Origin of the sequence: Microcella pacifica, from assembly GCF_009371975.2 — a bacterium.
Taxonomy (GTDB): domain Bacteria; phylum Actinomycetota; class Actinomycetes; order Actinomycetales; family Microbacteriaceae; genus Microcella; species Microcella pacifica.
The window spans coordinates 1-13,770 of record NZ_VIKT02000027.1; the positions used below are offsets into that span (position 1 = coordinate 1).

General features: G+C 71.3%; 15 protein-coding genes. 7 read left to right on the forward strand and 8 right to left on the reverse strand.

Features of this window, described 5'->3' with window-relative positions; all coding sequences use genetic code 11:
• Positions 1-121 precede the first annotated feature (121 nt).
• The 4 genes from FK219_RS12040 to FK219_RS12055 form a co-directional block, all read right to left on the reverse strand.
• Positions 122-964: a putative RNA methyltransferase gene (locus tag FK219_RS12040; protein WP_152584168.1), complete on the reverse strand. Its 843-nt coding sequence runs from the start codon at positions 962-964 to the stop codon at positions 122-124.
• Positions 965-1,032: 68 nt separating this feature from the next.
• Entirely contained in the window at positions 1,033-1,917 is an 885-nt protein-coding gene (locus FK219_RS12045) for an SMP-30/gluconolactonase/LRE family protein (RefSeq protein ID WP_152584169.1), read from the reverse strand.
• A 34-nt stretch (positions 1,918-1,951) separates the two neighbouring features.
• Positions 1,952-2,701: a CDP-alcohol phosphatidyltransferase family protein gene (locus FK219_RS13840; protein ID WP_235923949.1), complete on the reverse strand. Its 750-nt coding sequence runs from the start codon at positions 2,699-2,701 to the stop codon at positions 1,952-1,954.
• An 86-nt stretch (positions 2,702-2,787) separates the two neighbouring features.
• The gene (locus FK219_RS12055; protein WP_152584170.1) at positions 2,788-3,261 is read right to left on the reverse strand and encodes an SRPBCC family protein; all 474 of its coding nucleotides are present in this window, start codon (positions 3,259-3,261) and stop codon (positions 2,788-2,790) included.
• A 225-nt stretch (positions 3,262-3,486) separates the two neighbouring features.
• Between FK219_RS12055 and FK219_RS12060 the strand changes: the two genes are divergently transcribed.
• The gene (locus FK219_RS12060) at positions 3,487-3,822 is read left to right on the forward strand and encodes a ribonuclease E inhibitor RraB (protein ID WP_152584171.1); all 336 of its coding nucleotides are present in this window, start codon (positions 3,487-3,489) and stop codon (positions 3,820-3,822) included.
• A gap of 43 nt (positions 3,823-3,865) precedes the next feature.
• On the opposite strand, the gene FK219_RS12065 is transcribed toward FK219_RS12060, so the two are convergent.
• The 3 genes from FK219_RS12065 to FK219_RS12075 are packed head-to-tail and all read right to left on the reverse strand — an operon-like array spanning position 3,866 to position 7,748.
• A complete protein-coding gene (locus tag FK219_RS12065; RefSeq protein WP_152584172.1) occupies positions 3,866-4,927 on the reverse strand; it encodes a Glu/Leu/Phe/Val family dehydrogenase in 1,062 nt (353 codons plus the stop codon).
• Entirely contained in the window at positions 4,924-6,720 is a 1,797-nt protein-coding gene (locus FK219_RS12070) for an amidase (protein ID WP_152584173.1), read from the reverse strand. Before FK219_RS12070 ends, FK219_RS12065 begins: the two co-directional genes overlap by 4 nt.
• On the reverse strand, positions 6,717-7,748 hold the full coding sequence (locus tag FK219_RS12075) for an agmatine deiminase family protein (protein WP_152584174.1): 1,032 nt from the start codon (positions 7,746-7,748) through the stop codon (positions 6,717-6,719). The genes FK219_RS12070 and FK219_RS12075 overlap by 4 nt, the downstream gene beginning before the upstream one ends.
• A 185-nt stretch (positions 7,749-7,933) precedes the next feature.
• On the opposite strand from FK219_RS12075, the gene FK219_RS12080 reads away from it, so the two are divergent.
• From FK219_RS12080 to FK219_RS12095, 4 genes are all read left to right on the forward strand, one after another.
• Positions 7,934-8,251 carry a DUF7882 family protein gene (locus FK219_RS12080; protein WP_152584175.1) on the forward strand — a complete coding sequence of 106 codons (318 nt, stop codon included), beginning with the start codon at positions 7,934-7,936 and terminating at the stop codon, positions 8,249-8,251.
• Positions 8,251-8,457 carry a hypothetical protein gene (locus tag FK219_RS12085; protein ID WP_152584176.1) on the forward strand — a complete coding sequence of 69 codons (207 nt, stop codon included), beginning with the start codon at positions 8,251-8,253 and terminating at the stop codon, positions 8,455-8,457. Before FK219_RS12080 ends, FK219_RS12085 begins: the two co-directional genes overlap by 1 nt.
• Positions 8,458-8,643: 186 nt before the next feature.
• On the forward strand, positions 8,644-8,949 hold the full coding sequence (locus FK219_RS12090) for a DUF7882 family protein (protein WP_152584177.1): 306 nt from the start codon (positions 8,644-8,646) through the stop codon (positions 8,947-8,949).
• Positions 8,950-9,025: 76 nt separating this feature from the next.
• Complete coding sequence (locus FK219_RS12095; protein WP_152584178.1) at positions 9,026-9,283, forward strand: hypothetical protein; 258 nt, start codon at positions 9,026-9,028, stop codon at positions 9,281-9,283.
• Positions 9,284-9,295: 12 nt separating this feature from the next.
• On the opposite strand, the gene FK219_RS12100 is transcribed toward FK219_RS12095, so the two are convergent.
• Positions 9,296-10,588 carry an MFS transporter gene (locus FK219_RS12100; protein ID WP_152584179.1) on the reverse strand — a complete coding sequence of 431 codons (1,293 nt, stop codon included), beginning with the start codon at positions 10,586-10,588 and terminating at the stop codon, positions 9,296-9,298.
• A gap of 87 nt (positions 10,589-10,675) precedes the next feature.
• On the opposite strand from FK219_RS12100, the gene FK219_RS12105 reads away from it, so the two are divergent.
• Positions 10,676-11,299, forward strand: a complete 624-nt coding sequence (locus FK219_RS12105) for a TetR/AcrR family transcriptional regulator (protein ID WP_168212699.1) — start codon at positions 10,676-10,678, stop codon at positions 11,297-11,299.
• Positions 11,296-13,704, forward strand: coding sequence for a glycoside hydrolase family 3 C-terminal domain-containing protein (locus FK219_RS12110; RefSeq protein ID WP_152584180.1), 2,409 nt, complete (start codon positions 11,296-11,298; stop codon positions 13,702-13,704). Before FK219_RS12105 ends, FK219_RS12110 begins: the two co-directional genes overlap by 4 nt.
• The last annotated feature ends 66 nt before the right edge of the window (positions 13,705-13,770 follow it).

Genomic DNA, 13,770 nt, shown 5'->3' on the forward strand with positions numbered 1-13,770 from the left:
GGCGCGGGGCGGCGCGGGGCGGCGCGACGCGGGGCGGCGCGCCGCGGCATGGCGCGACGCAACGCGGCGCGACGACACGTGGGGCGGCGCAGGGCGGAGACGCGCGCCGCAGCGCGCCGGACTACTCGAGCTCGAGCGTCACGACGGTGACCGCGATCGTCACGTTGATGGGCGCGGCCCACTCCTCGAGCACGGCGCGCACCTTCTCGCGGTCCTGGTGGAACGCGTTGGGCCCCATGAACACGGCGTCGAGTGCCTGCTCGATCGAGAGTGCGACGCGGCTGCGTACCTCCCGCGCGGAGACGAGCCGGGCATCCGGGATGCTCGCCGCGACCTCCTCCGCCTTGCCAGCCGGCACGCGCATCAGCTTGAGGCCGTGCTGCAGCTCGCGCTGGTGGTCGCCGTGCGGCACGACGAGCACGGCGCGGCCGCCGGGGGCGAGGATGCGACGAACCTCGGCAGCCGAGCCGGGCGAGAAGATGCGCAGCGCGACGGCGACGCTCGCGTCGCGCAGCGGGATGCCCGTCCACACGTCGGCGCTCACCGCGGCCAGGCGGTCGTGGGCGCGCGCGGCGACGCGCACCGCGGGCGCGGAGGCGTCGAGCACGATTCCGCGCAGGTCGGGGCTGGCATCCAGAACCTGCGAGGCGTACCAGCCGGTGCCGCCTCCGAGGTCGGCGAGCCAGCCGCGGGAGTCCTCCGGAACAGCCTCGAGCACGGCTTCGGCAATCGCGTCGTGGAACCCGTCGGCCTGGAAGCGTTCGCGAGCCTCGAGCATCTCGGGGGTGTCGCCCGTCGCGGGAGCGCCCTTGCCCTTGTGCGCGGCGCGCAGGCTCAGGTAGCCCTGGCGGGCGCGGTCGAAGCGGTGCCGATTGCCGCACTCCGCTCCCCCGTCCGCGGGGCTCAGCGGCTCGCCGCAGCTCGGGCACTGCAGAACGTCGAAGGCTGCGTCGAGGGTACTCACGGGCGCAACGCTACGCGGTCGGCGGCTACCTCACGCGCGCCCGAGCGCCGAAGCCGGTCGCCTGAGCCCTACTGGGGCAGCGCGACCGGGCGCCAGCGGTGCGCCGGCTGGCCGGCGACGGGCAGGTCGACGAGGAAGAGCATGCCGGCCCCCGGGTGCCGCTCGACCTCGGCCGGCGACAGGTCGCGGCTGGCGGTCGTCACGAGTGCCCGGTTCAGCGAGCTGCCGACGAACGCGAGGCTCGTGACGTGCGGCACGTCGAGCTCGATGTCTCCGTGCGGGTGGCCCAGAGCATCCAGGTGGCGGATGCCGCTCCCGCCCCACAGCGCCACCCACAGGCCGCCCTCCGCGTCGACCGCGAGGCCATCCGGTGTGGCGTCGTCGATGCGCGCGAACTCGCGGCGGGCACCGGCCTCGCCCGACTCGTAGTCGTATGAGCGGGCGTAGACGACGTTCGCGGTGCTGTCGATCGAGTACAGCGTGGCGCCGTCGGGTGAGAAGCCGAGGCCGTTCGAGAGGCCCAGGTCGTCGTCGAGGGTCGTGATGGCGCCGTCGTGCTCGAGACGCAGCAGCACGTTGCCCGAGTGGTCACCGGTCATGCTCAGCCCGCCCACGATGAGCCGGCCGGCCGGGTCGATGACGCCGTCGTTGAAGCGGCGGCCCTCGGGCAGTAGCTCGCGCGAGGTCGTGACGTTGCCGAGCGCGTCGACGAGCGCGAGGCGCCGCTCGAGCGCCACGAGGAACTGCGCGTTGCCGAGCCGGAAGGCGCAGCCGACGCGCTCGTCGAAGTCGAGGGTGCGAATGACCTCGACCCTGTCGTCGGAGTCGAGGCGGCCGACGAATACACGGCCGGCCTCGATGTCGATCCAGCTGACGGTCGCCGTGGCAGTGTCCCAGGCGGGCCCCTCGGCGAGGACGTGGCGGTCGGTCGTGAGCATCGTGACGGAGGTCATGCCTCCACCCTAGAAGCTCGCGCTCGGCGGCGACTCAGCGCCGGCGGCTCTGCACGAGGCGCACGACGACGCGCGCCCCGATGAGCACCTCCATGACGGCGGCCGGGCGGATCCATCGCGAGCGCGGCAAGTCGACCATGCCACCGCGGGCGAAGCTCGCGACGGTGAGCGCGCCGACGGGAATCGCCCAAGCGGCGAAGGTGGCCACCTGCCACGCGCGGCTCGACTCGTAGCGCAGCGTGAACCACGTCCACAGCGCGGCGTCGGCGAGGTAGTCGCCCTGGGTGCCGAACCGGGTGACGGTGCCCGTGCGGCGCGCGAGCTTGCCGTCGACGAAGTCGGTCGCGAGAGCGAGCACGGGCACGGCGGCGCCGAGCCGGTGCGCGGTGGCGGGCAGTGCGGCCCTCGCGACGGTGAGCAGATTGGGTAGCCCGAGCGTGCGGCGCTGCTCGAGCATCCCGAGATGCGTCACCGTCATGAGCCAGCTGGTAGCGAGCCAGGCGCGGCCGTGCGGATGCGCGAGAGCGCCGATCGCGAGGTGGATGGCGGTCGCCTCGACGACCGCGACAGGTCGCTTGCGGGCCTCGAGGATGCTGCGGCAGGTCGCGTCGTACACGAAGCGCCCCAGCGCCCTCGGCCCGAATCCCTGCGCGCGCAACCCGCTGAGAAGAGCCTCGGTGGCCGCGCGGCTATCCGTGCCGGCGAGGGCGGCGAGCTGCGCATTCTCGACTCGCCGGAGAGCCCGTGCGCGTACTCGCGCTCGCGCTGCAGCGGCGTCCGTCATCGCGGCCTCCCTCGCTCGTCACCCTATCTTCGGTGCATGCCGCGAAGAAGAGGGGCCGGGGAGGCCGCGACGGGCCAGTGGTCGACTCAGCGGCCGGTCGCGTCGGGGGCGCGGTCGACGTCGCCGCGCCAGGCGCCGCTCTCGAAGCCGTTGTGCTCGATGAGGTCTTTGAAGCTGCGCAGGTCGCGGTCGATCTGGATGTCGTCGATCTGCAGGAGCGAGCCGATGCGCTCGATGGCACCCTTCGGCTCCCACGTGAGCTGCAGGGTGACCTTCGTCGTGTCGTCGCTCAGACGGTGGAAGGTCACGACGCCCGCGTGCTCCTCCCCGGACGTCGAATTCCAGGCGATGCGCTCGTCGGCGGTCTGCTCGACGATCTCGGCGTCGAACTCGCGGGAGACACCGGCGATCGACACCTCCCAGTGGGTGTGAGTGTCATCGACCTGGCGCACCGTGTCGACGCCGGACATGAACTGGGGGAAGGTCTCGAACTGCGTCCACTGGTTATAGACGGTGGAGATGGGGAGGTCGATGTCGATCTCTGCTCGAACAGTGCTCATGGTGTGATCCTGTCTCTCGTCTCTGTCGCTGTCTGGATGCTGTCGCTGTCTGGATGCCGCGTCGAGGTCGTCGACGTGCGGTCGCCACCACGGTAGGCGCGCGTGCGACGCTCGGGCAGGGGGTTGACTTCTCAGGACGAGTACTGCGGTGCACCGTGGCGTGGTGTCAGACGGGGAATGCTCATGAGATGCGAACGGTGACAATGTGTCCTACTATCGCCCCTCGTGGGTGATATCCGTCAGCACCTCAGCACGAACGTCGAGCAGTACTGTCAGCGCATGAAGATGCGCGACGACGTCGACGCTCCTCGCGAGGTCGAACACGTCGCACTGTTCCGCCGTATGCGCGACGCCGCCGAGGCCGCGCGCGACCTCGAGTCGCACGGCTACCACGCCGAGGTGACGCGTCGAAAGCTCACCCGCGCGACGCTCACGGCGACGAAGACGGCCGCGGTCGACGTGGATACGGCCGACGCCATGACCGAAGAGGTCTACACGATCGTGAGCGACCACGATGGCGACTACGACGGGTGGGGTGCGCCCGTGCTGGCGCGCGGCTGAGAGCCCTCGCCGAACTCCCGGGTCGCGCGCCCCGCGTGGCTCTCTAGCGACTCGCGGCGCTGACCCGGTCGAACGCGATCGCCTCCGCGGCCGCCAGCGGTGTGATGCCCTCGGATTCGGCCGCATCGAGCACACGTGCGAGCGTGTCGCCGATCGCGTGCAGCCGAGCATCGAGCGCGGCGCTCGTGGCACCCTCCGCGATGAGCGCGAGGTGAATCACGCCTCCCGCGTTGACGAGGAAGTCAGGGGCATAGAGGATGCCCCGCTCCTCCAGCAGCGTCGCGCCTTCCCGCTCGGCCAGAGGGTTGTTGGCCGGCCCGACCACGGCCCGCACCGGCAGCGAGTCGATCGTCTCCGCCGTGAGAACCCCGCCGAGGCCCGCGGGCACGAGAATGTCGGCGGGCGTCGTGAGAGCCTCCTCCGGCTCGATCCACGTCGCGCCCAGCTCGGCGGCGAGCGCGCGCTTGTCGACGAGGTCGGTCACGAAGAGCGTCGCGCCGCCGGCGGCGAGCTGCCGTGCCAGGCGCGACCCGACCTGCCCGAGACCAGAGATCACGAAGGAACGGCCGGCGACGGCGGGCGAATCCCACAGCCGCTCAAGCACGACCTCGAGCGAGGCATGCACGCCGAGGGCCGTTCCTTCGGCTGGCTCGCCCGCGCCGCCGAGAGTGGCGGGCAGGCCGACGACGTGCCGCGTCCGCTCGCGCACGACGACCATGTCGTGCTCGGTGGCTCCCACGTCTTCGGTGGTGATGTAGGTGCCGTCGAACGTCTCGACCAGGTCGCCGAGGTCGAGCAGGGCATCCCGTCGTCGGTCAGCGTCGGCCGCGTCGCCCTCCCCCAGCGCGATGACAGCCTTGCCGCCGCCGTAGTCGAGCCCGGCGAGAGAGTTCTTGAGGGTCATCGCGGCCGAGAGACGCATCACGTCGCCGAGCGCCTCGGCCCAGTGGCCGTAGTGCCACAAGCGGCAGCCGCCGAGTCCCGGGCCGAGAGCCGTCGAATGCAGCGCGATGCCGATCGGCAGGCCGGACCGCGGGCCGGTGACGAACTCGACCCTCTCGTGCGTCAGCTCGGGCAGGGCGAGGGGAGCAACCGGGGTCGTCATGGCTCCAGTCTGCCGTGCTGCGCCTCCACTGTGTCGGCCGCCTCCTGCTCCTCCGAGCGGGGGAAGAGCTCGGGTGTGACCGGCGGCGGCTCGCGCGTGCCGCCGAGCGCCGACCCCGGCCGCAGGGCCGAGGCCTCGAACGCCGCGCCGAACGCGAGCAGCCGGGAGTCGTCCCACCCGCGACCCGCGAAGGTTAGCCCGATGGGCATCGCGATGTCGTCGAGCATGCCCATCGGAACTTGCACGGTCGGAATGCCGAGGTGGCGCCACACGAGGTTGCCGTTCGCGACCCACGTGCCGTTGCGCCAGGCGAGCTCGGCGCTCTGGGGGTTCACGTCGGCGTCGGCGGGTCCGATATCGGCGACGGCGGGGAACACGATGGCGTCGAGCCGCTCGGCGTCGAGCCACGCATCCCAGTCCTCACGCCGGGTGGCGTCGAGCCCGCGCACGCCGTCGGCGAGGTCGGGAATCTGCTCGAGCGCCGGCACGCCGCTGGCCCGGGCCCGGTGCACGTAGTCCTCGAGCGGCACGTCCTCGGGCGCGAAGCGGCTGAGGTGGTCGTCGTAGCGGCCTGGCAGCGACCCGGGCGGGGTCGGGAAGATCAGGTCGGGATCCACCGCGGCGAGATCGTGCAGCGCGGGGTCGCCGTTGGCCTGCAGAAACTCCTCCCAGCCCCACATCGACAGCTCGTAGAGCTCGTGGTCGGCAAAGGTCGGGGGCACGAGGCCGCGCGCGACCATGGAGCGGTCGACGGCGCGCCCCCGAGACTCGTAGTTCGTCACGACGGGCAGGTCGACCTCGACGACCGTGGCCCCGGCCGCTTCGAGATCGGCGCGAGCCTTCTGCCACTGAGCGACGACACTGGGGCGCGTGAGAATCGGGTCGTCGGTCGCCTCATCGGCGTTGATGTAGAGGCGCGGGATGCCCAGCCGACGCCCGCGCAGGGCATCCGGGTCGGCGAGCGCGGGGTACGCGGCCGGCCGCACCTCACTCGACGCGGGGATCGGCAGCCACGGCTGCACGCGCCAGAAGTCGCCCCTGCTGCTCACGTCGTCGGCGACGATCGCGTCGAGCACGAGCAGCAGCTCGTCCATCGTGCGGGTGTACGGCACGACGACGTCCATGGTGGGCACGAGGGGCCAGTTGCCGCGCACGGAGATGACGCCCCAGCTGGGCGTGTAGCAGCACAGGCCGTTGTTCGAGGCCGGGCCTCGGCCGCTCGACCAGGTCTCTTCGGCGAGCGCGAACGCCGCGAAGCTCGCCGCGAGCCCGGACCCCGAGCCGTTCGAGGACCCAGAACCGAAGGGCGCCGGCAGGTACGCGGGGTTGTAGGGGCTCTCGGCGCGGCCGTACAGCCCGCGCTGCATGCCGCCGTTCGCCATGGGGGGCATGTTCGTGAGCCCCAAGCAGATGGCACCCGCCGCCCGTAGACGCTCGACGGTAAAGGCATCGTGCTGCGCGACGAGGTCGGCGAAGGCGGGCGAGCCGCTCGCGACGGTGAGGCCGCGCACCATGTAGCTGTCTTTCGCGATGTACGGGATGCCGTCGAGGGGGCCGAGGGATGCGCCTCGCGCTCGCCGCTCATCGCTCGCGCGCGCCTCGTCGAGCGCCGCCGGGTTGTCGACCACGACGGCGCCCAGGGCAGGTCGCGCGCCGTCGTCGGAAGGCTCGCGGTCGTAGGCCGCGATGCGGTCGAGGTAGCCCTGCACGAGCTCGACGGCGGTCAGCTCGCCGGCGGCGAGCGCCGCGGCGAGGATCGGGATGCTCGTCTCGACGAGCGGCATGCGGCTCATCGTGCGGGTGCCGAGGGCTGCTGCTGGGTGATGCAGTGGATGCCGCCGCCCCGCGCGAGAATCTCGCGGGCGTCGACCGTCACGACCTCGCGGCCGGGGTACGCCGCGCCGAGCAGTTCGCGGGCCCGGGCATCCGCCACCGGGTCGTCGTAGCCGCACGCGATGACGCCGCTGTTGACGGTCAGGTGGTTGACGTAGTTCCAGTCGACGAAGCCCTCGTCGTTGGTCAGTTGCGCGGGCGCGGGCAGGTCGATGAGCTCAAGGCTGCGGCCCTGAGCATCCACCGCTTGCGACAGCACCGCGCGCACCTCGCGCATGACGGCGTGGTCGGGGTGCGACTCGGCGGGCTGCTCGTGCACGAGCACGACGCCCGGCGAGGCGAAGGTCGCGATCATGTCGACGTGCCCGCGCGTGCCGAGCGGCTCGTAGTCGCGCGTGAGGCCGCGCTGCAGCCAGAGGGTCTGCGTCACGCCCAGCGTGCGCGTCAGTTCTGCTTCGACGCGCTCCTTGGTCGCGTAGCGATTGCGGCCAGGGTCGAGCTGCACGGTCTCGGTGACCATGACGGTGCCCTCGCCGTCGACGTGGATCGCGCCGCCCTCGTTGACCAGCAGCGAGGGCACGCGCGTGGCGCCCGCCTGCTCGAGCACGAACTCGGCGATCAGCGCGTCGCGGGCGAACGCACCGCCCTGGTCGCCCCAGGCGTTGAAGACCCAGTCGACGCCGCCGAGCTCGCCCGTCTCGTCGTCGACGACGAACGTGGGGCCGATGTCGCGCATCCAGAAGTCGTCGAGAGGCGCCTCGACAACGTCGATGTCGGCGCTCAGCAGCCGGCGAGCGCGCTCCCGTTCGCTCGGGTCGACGACCATCGTGACCGGCTCGAAGGGCAGGATCGCGTGCGCCACCGCCGTCCACGCCGCGTAGGTCGCCTCACGCGCGGCCGAGCTGTCGCCCATGACCTCACCCTCACGAGGGAAGGCCATCCAGATGCGATCGTGCGGAGCCGTTTCGGGGGGCATGCGCCAGGTCATGGATGCTCCTTCCGCGGGTCGCTCGAGCGCCCGCCATGATGCACGGCACGGGCCCCGCTGCGACTCTGCCGCGAGCATATCGAGCCGCCGCCCGAGATCGACCTTGCGGGCCTTGAGCGGAAACTTGCCGTGGGGGCCGCCAGCCGCTAGACATGCTCACAGATCAACCCAGCACAGGGGGCACCATGGGCACACTCACCTACGACTCGACGCTGTCGGCCGACTTCGATGACCGCACGCTCGCGCATTTGCAGATCGTCATCGGCGCGAAGCTGAGGCGCAACGAGGCCTTCTACTTCAGCTGGAAGGACGACGCCTCAATCGGCAACGGGCGCAGTGTCATCTGGGTGCATCCGACGATCCCGATCTCGTTCAAGTTCTTCGGCAGCAGACCCCCGTCGGTCAACCGCACGTGGGTCGACGAGCTCATGCTCTCGGCCAACACGCCCGCGGGGCTCCATATCGTTCCCGAACCGCCCGTGCCGAGCGAGGAGGACTCCTGATGCGCACGACGATCCACTACGACGGCAAGGAGTACGTCGTCGCTCGCCATGCAACGGAGTTGCAGGAGGAGATCGCCGCGATTCTCGCGACGGGCGAACCGGGCTGGCTGCGCGTCAACCACGGTCGGGGCCAGCTTCAGAAGGCCGACATCCTCGTCGATCGCGGTGTGCCGATCGGGCTCGTCGACTCGAGCGATCCGGAGTAGCCGGCCCGCCTCTGCGTGAACCATCCTGAACGCCCGCTGTCAAGGGGGCTGGGGAATATTGCCCCCCGAACGGGGGCCATGCCAGCGTAGACTCTGAGCTGTCGTCACAGACGACGTGGGTAGCCGGAGAGACCCGTGCGGTTCGTCATGACCGACCGGGCACAAGGGGGCGACGGGGGACCAACCATGGGCACACTGCGGTACGAGATGGAGGAGTTCTCCTTCGACGACCGAGTACTCGCGCACGTGCAGATCGTTATCAGCACGAAGCTTCGTCGGGGCGAGAACTTCTTCCTCACCTGGTCGCTCCCGTCGTCGGCGGGGAGTGGACGCCACGCACTGTGGATCGACAACGGCGTGCCGATCCACATCAGCTACTCGGGCTCGCGCGCGCCCGTCATCAACCGCGAGTGGGTGGAGTCGCTCATTCTGTCCTCCGCCACGGGAGGGGTGCACCTGAGCGAGGAGCCGCCCGAGCAGGAGGACGGGTAGCCCCTCACCGCGGAAAAAGCAAGGTGTGTCCTCCGACAGGCCGACGGGTTAGCGTGGCCCGCGGACGGAGGCATCCATGACGACAGTGACACTGACGATCAACGAGCACCGCATCCCCCTGCGGGACGACATCGATGTAGCGGCGCTCACAGAGGAGATCGTCGAGGCGGTCCGCGGCGGCGGCGATTTCATCCACGTGGACGACACGCACGGCCAGAGCTTCGAGGTGCTCGTGACCCCGCACTCGCGAGCCATGATCACGCAGTCCGAAGCAGCTCTGGATATGACCGCACCCGATGGAGGGTGGACTCCGAGCCTCGAGCTCGACTTCTGACGACGGCGCGCGTTAACGCACCGAGCGGATCGGCAGCACCGCGATCGCCCCGAGCACGCTGAGGACCATCGCGAAGGGGAAGAGCGCCGCGAACCCGAACAGCAGCACGATACTGCCGGCGACGGCCGGCGCGAGCGTCTGCGGCAGGGTCGCGGCGATGTTGACGACCCCGAGATCCTTGCCGTGGGCATGCTCGCTCGGCAGCACTTGCGAGACGAGCGCGGTGTCGACTGCCTGGAAGGCGCCGAAACCGAGCCCGGCGAGAACTGAGAACGCGATCATGCCCTCGAGCGTGGGCCACACCCAGGGGACGATGAGCGCCGCACCGACGAGTAGGGAGGACGCGACGACGAAGGGTTTGCGACGCCCGACTCGGTCGCTCCAGGGGCCCGAGATCGCGATCGACAGCACGATCGCGGGCAGGCCGGCCGCCGTCACGAGCGGCACGAGGCCGACGGCGTCCTCGCCGAGCCCGATGTAGTCCTGCAGCAGGTAGAGCAGATAGCCCGAGACCGAGAAGTACCCCGTGTACAAGAGCAGCCTGCCGGTGAACGCCCAGAAGAAGTCGGGGTGCGCGATCGGGTTGACCCAGAAGGTCGAGAGGAAGCTGCGCACGTGGAAGGGTTGCGCCGGCTCGCCGCGATTGTCGCGATCGGGGTTGGCGATGACGAAGCCCGTGAGCACGACGATCGCGAAGCCCGCGAGCAGCAGGTAGGCCACGGGGATGCTCTCGGCGAGACTCGAGGCGAGAATCGCCCCGCCGATGGCGCCGAGCATCGTCATCGAGCCGATGACGGCGGCGAAGGTGCCGCGCACGGCCGCCGGCACGCGGTCGGGCAGGATCGCCGTGAAGGGGCCCTGCACGATGTTGAACGAGATCTGCACGAGCACCCAGCACAGCGTGATGAGCATGAGGGAGCTCGAGAATCCGAGGGCGATGAGCGCGAGCCCGCCCAGGAGCGCTCCCCCGACGAGGTACGGGGCGCGGCGGCCGTAGCGCGTGCGCGTGCGGTCGCTGATGCGCCCCGCGATCGGCTGGGCCACCATCGCGGCGAAGGCCCCGATCGTCGTCGCGAGGGCGAGGTTGGCGACCTTCAATGCCGGGTCGATTTCCTCCACCTGGAGAGGGAGCAGGATCGTGGGGATCGCTCCCCACAGCACGTAGATGCTGAGCGTGCCGGGCAGGAACCACAGCAGCAGGCGTCGCAGGGGGCCCTGGATGCGCGGCCGCGAGCCGTCCGTCACCTCGGGCGCTGCCTGCTCGGGCCCGGCAGACTCGGGGCCCGCGTTCGTCGTCGACGTCATCGTCTCGCTCACTCTCGTCGCGCACCGTCGCGCTGCCAAAACAGTATGGGATGCGGTTTTCGTGCGCAAGCGCTAGCATCGCCCACCATGAGCACCCGCGGCCCATACGCGAAGGGCATCGAGCGACGCCGCGATATTCTCGACGCCGCCCTGCGCGTGATCGCGGCCGAGGGCTACGCCGGGGCCACGGTCGCCGCGATCGCTGACGCCGTGCAGATGAGCCCCAACGGGCTCCTGCACTACTTCGCGTCCAAGGACGAGCTGCTCGTCGCAGCGTTGCGTCGGCGGGACGAGCTCGACAGCGGCGGCGTCGACGAGCACTCGCTCGCCGCCTCCCTCGACGACCACGACCCGACCCTCGACGAGCTCGCCGAGCCCCTGCTCACGGTCGTGCGCCGCAACGCCGAGATCGCAGGGCTCGTGCGACTCTTCGCCCACCTCGCGACCGAGGGCGTCGACGACAGCCACGCAGCTCACGACTTCTTCGCCGAGCGCTACGCACGGCTGCGACGCATGCTCGCCACCGCCGTGGCACGACTGCAGCGCTCCGGCAGCGTGCGCGCCGATGTCGAGCCCGGGCAGGCCGCCGCGCTCGTGCTCGCCGCCATCGACGGTCTGCAGACCCAGTGGCTGTACGACGACAGCGTCGACATGCCCGCCCACCTGTCGGCGCTGCTGCGCCTGCTCAGTACACCCGAGGAGCGACCGTGACGAACGAGAAACCCGCCGACCACGACGTGAGCGGGCTCAGCCTCGACGAGCAGGTCTCGCTGCTAAGCGGGGCAGACTTCTGGCGCACCCGCGCGCTGCCCGAGCGGGGCATCCCGCAAGCGATGCTGAGCGACGGCCCGCACGGCATTCGCGCGCAGCAGAACGGGGGCGACCACCTGGGGCTCGCCAGCAGCACGCCCAGCACGTGCTTCCCCACCGCTGTCACGACGGCCGCGAGCTGGAACCTCGCGTTGCTCGAGGAGGTGGGCGCCGCGGTCGGCCGTGAGGCGCGGGCGCTCGGCATCGACGTCGTGCTCGGGCCGGGCCTCAACCTCAAGCGCCACCCGCTGTGCGGGCGCAACTTCGAGTACTCGAGCGAGGATCCTCTGCTGGCGGGCACCTTCGCGGCGGCGTCGGTGCGCGGCATCCAGAGCACGGGCGTCGGTGCCTGCCTCAAGCACTTCGCCGTCAACAACCAGGAGCACCGCCGCTTCGTGATCGACGCGATCGTCGACGAGCGCACCCTGCGCGAGCTCTACCTGCGCGGCTTCGAGCGCGCCGTGAAGCAATCCTCCCCCGCGACCGTGATGGCCGCCTACAACCTCGTGAACGGGGAGCACGCGACCGATTCGCGCGAGCTGCTCACGACGATCCTGCGCTCCGAGTGGGGCTTCGAGGGCCTCGTCATGAGCGATTGGGGCGCCGAGGCGGACCGCGTCGCGGGCATCGCGGCGGGCATGGATCTCGAGATGCCCGGCGGAGCCGGCACCGAGCCGCTCGTTCACGCCGCCGTCGACGAGCGCCGGCTGAGCATCGTCGACGTCGCGCGCAGCGCCGGCCGCGTCGCCGCCCTCGCCCGTCGCGCCGAGCGGGCGCGCACCGCGGCCCCGATCGAGACGATGGATGCTCTGCTCGAGCCGCACGACGCCCTTGCGCGCCGCGCCGCCGCCGCGAGCGCCGTGGTGCTGCGCAACGAGGGCGCACTGCCGCTCGCCCGCGAGAGCCGGATGGCCCTCATCGGCGCTTTCGCCGAGACGCCGCGCTACCAGGGCAGCGGCAGTTCTCTCGTCACGCCGACGCGTCTCACGACCGTGCGCGAGGCTCTCGCGGCGGCGGGTGTCGAGGTGACGTACGCCCGCGGGTACGACCTCGGCTCCAGCGGCGCGGGCTCGGCAACCGATGCGGCCCCCGTGGCGGAGGCGGTCGCGGCGGCGCGCGACGCGGAAGTCGCCGTCGTCATGGTCGGCCTCCCGCCGACCGCCGAGAGCGAGGGCTTCGACCGCGACACGCTAGAGCTGCCCGAGCAGCACAACGCTCTCGTGCGCGCGGTCGCCGCGGTCGCCCGCCGCACGGTCGTCGTGCTGAGCCTCGGCTCCCCCGCCGTGCTGCCGTGGCGCGACGAGGTCGACGCGATCGTCGTGGCGCACCTCGGCGGGCAAGCCTCCGGAGGCGCGGTCGCAGACCTGCTGCTCGGCGAGGTCGAGCCTGCGGGGCGCCTGACCGAGACGTGGTTCGCGAGCCTCGAAGACATCGCCGCCGACCCGTACTTTCCCGGCGGCCCCCACCAGGTGCAGTACCGCGAGGGGCTCTTCGTCGGCTACCGTCACGCGACGTCCGCGGGCGTGGCTGTGCAGTACCCCTTTGGCCACGGCCTCGGCTACGGCAACACAGCGTGGTCGGGGGCGAGCGCCTCGAGCGACTCGCTCGCACCGGGCGGCAGCCTCACGGTCGCCGTGGACGTCGAGAACACGGGCGACAGCGCGCGCAGCGACGTGGTGCAGGTATACGCTCACGACCGCAGCGGCGTCGTGCTGCGCCCGCGGCGCGAGCTCGTGGGCTTCGCGCACGTGACCCTCGCACCCGGCGAACGCCGCCGCCTCGAGGTCGAGGTGCGTGCCGACGATCTCGCGTTCTGGGATGTGCACCGGCACGACTGGGCCCTGCCCCGCGGGGAGGTCGACCTCGAGGTGGGCCGCTCGGTGGAGCGCATCGAGGCGACGCTCACGGTGCGGCTCGAGGGCGACGCGGTCGACTCGGCCGAGCCGCCGAGCACCCCGGCGGTGGCGGCGAGCGACGCCGCGTTCTCCGATCGGCTGGGGCGCAGCATCCCGAGCCCGAAGGCCGACCGCCCGTTCACGCGAGACTCCACGATCGGCGACCTGAGCGCGACCCTCGTGGGCCGCGGCCTGCGCGCCGGCCTGCGCCGGGCGATGCCGGTGAGCGATGCCGACCGCGCCGACCCCGCGACGATCGCGATGCTCGAGCGCTCCGTCGACGAGCTGCCGGTGCGCGGGCTCGCGCAGATGTCGGGCGGCCGCGTCGGCTGGAAGCACGTGGATGCGGTACTCGCTTTCGCGAATCGGCGACCGTTTGCGGGGGTGCGCGCGCTGCTCTCACGGCGCTGAGCTCGCCCGACGGTTCGTGCGACTCCGGACTGTCGGCAATCGCCCTGCGCGCCCGTGCCACGATGA

Excerpts from the sequence above, each read along its gene's own strand:
- FK219_RS12080 (WP_152584175.1), top strand. The coding sequence starts at position 7,934 with ATGGGCACACTCACCTACGACTCGACGCTGTCGGCCGACTTCGATGAC.
- FK219_RS12085 (WP_152584176.1), top strand. The coding sequence starts at position 8,251 with ATGCGCACGACGATCCACTACGACGGCAAGGAGTACGTCGTCGCTCGC.
- FK219_RS12065 (WP_152584172.1), bottom strand. The coding sequence starts at position 4,927 with ATGACGACCCCGGTTGCTCCCCTCGCCCTGCCCGAGCTGACGCACGAG.
- FK219_RS12055 (WP_152584170.1), bottom strand. The coding sequence starts at position 3,261 with ATGAGCACTGTTCGAGCAGAGATCGACATCGACCTCCCCATCTCCACC.
- FK219_RS12090 (WP_152584177.1), top strand. The coding sequence starts at position 8,644 with ATGGGCACACTGCGGTACGAGATGGAGGAGTTCTCCTTCGACGACCGA.
- FK219_RS12075 (WP_152584174.1), bottom strand. The coding sequence starts at position 7,748 with ATGACCTGGCGCATGCCCCCCGAAACGGCTCCGCACGATCGCATCTGG.
- FK219_RS13840 (WP_235923949.1), bottom strand. The coding sequence starts at position 2,701 with ATGACGGACGCCGCTGCAGCGCGAGCGCGAGTACGCGCACGGGCTCTC.
- FK219_RS12105 (WP_168212699.1), top strand. The coding sequence starts at position 10,676 with ATGAGCACCCGCGGCCCATACGCGAAGGGCATCGAGCGACGCCGCGAT.
- FK219_RS12070 (WP_152584173.1), bottom strand. The coding sequence starts at position 6,720 with ATGAGCCGCATGCCGCTCGTCGAGACGAGCATCCCGATCCTCGCCGCG.
- FK219_RS12045 (WP_152584169.1), bottom strand. The coding sequence starts at position 1,917 with ATGACCTCCGTCACGATGCTCACGACCGACCGCCACGTCCTCGCCGAG.
- FK219_RS12095 (WP_152584178.1), top strand. The coding sequence starts at position 9,026 with ATGACGACAGTGACACTGACGATCAACGAGCACCGCATCCCCCTGCGG.
- FK219_RS12100 (WP_152584179.1), bottom strand. The coding sequence starts at position 10,588 with ATGACGTCGACGACGAACGCGGGCCCCGAGTCTGCCGGGCCCGAGCAG.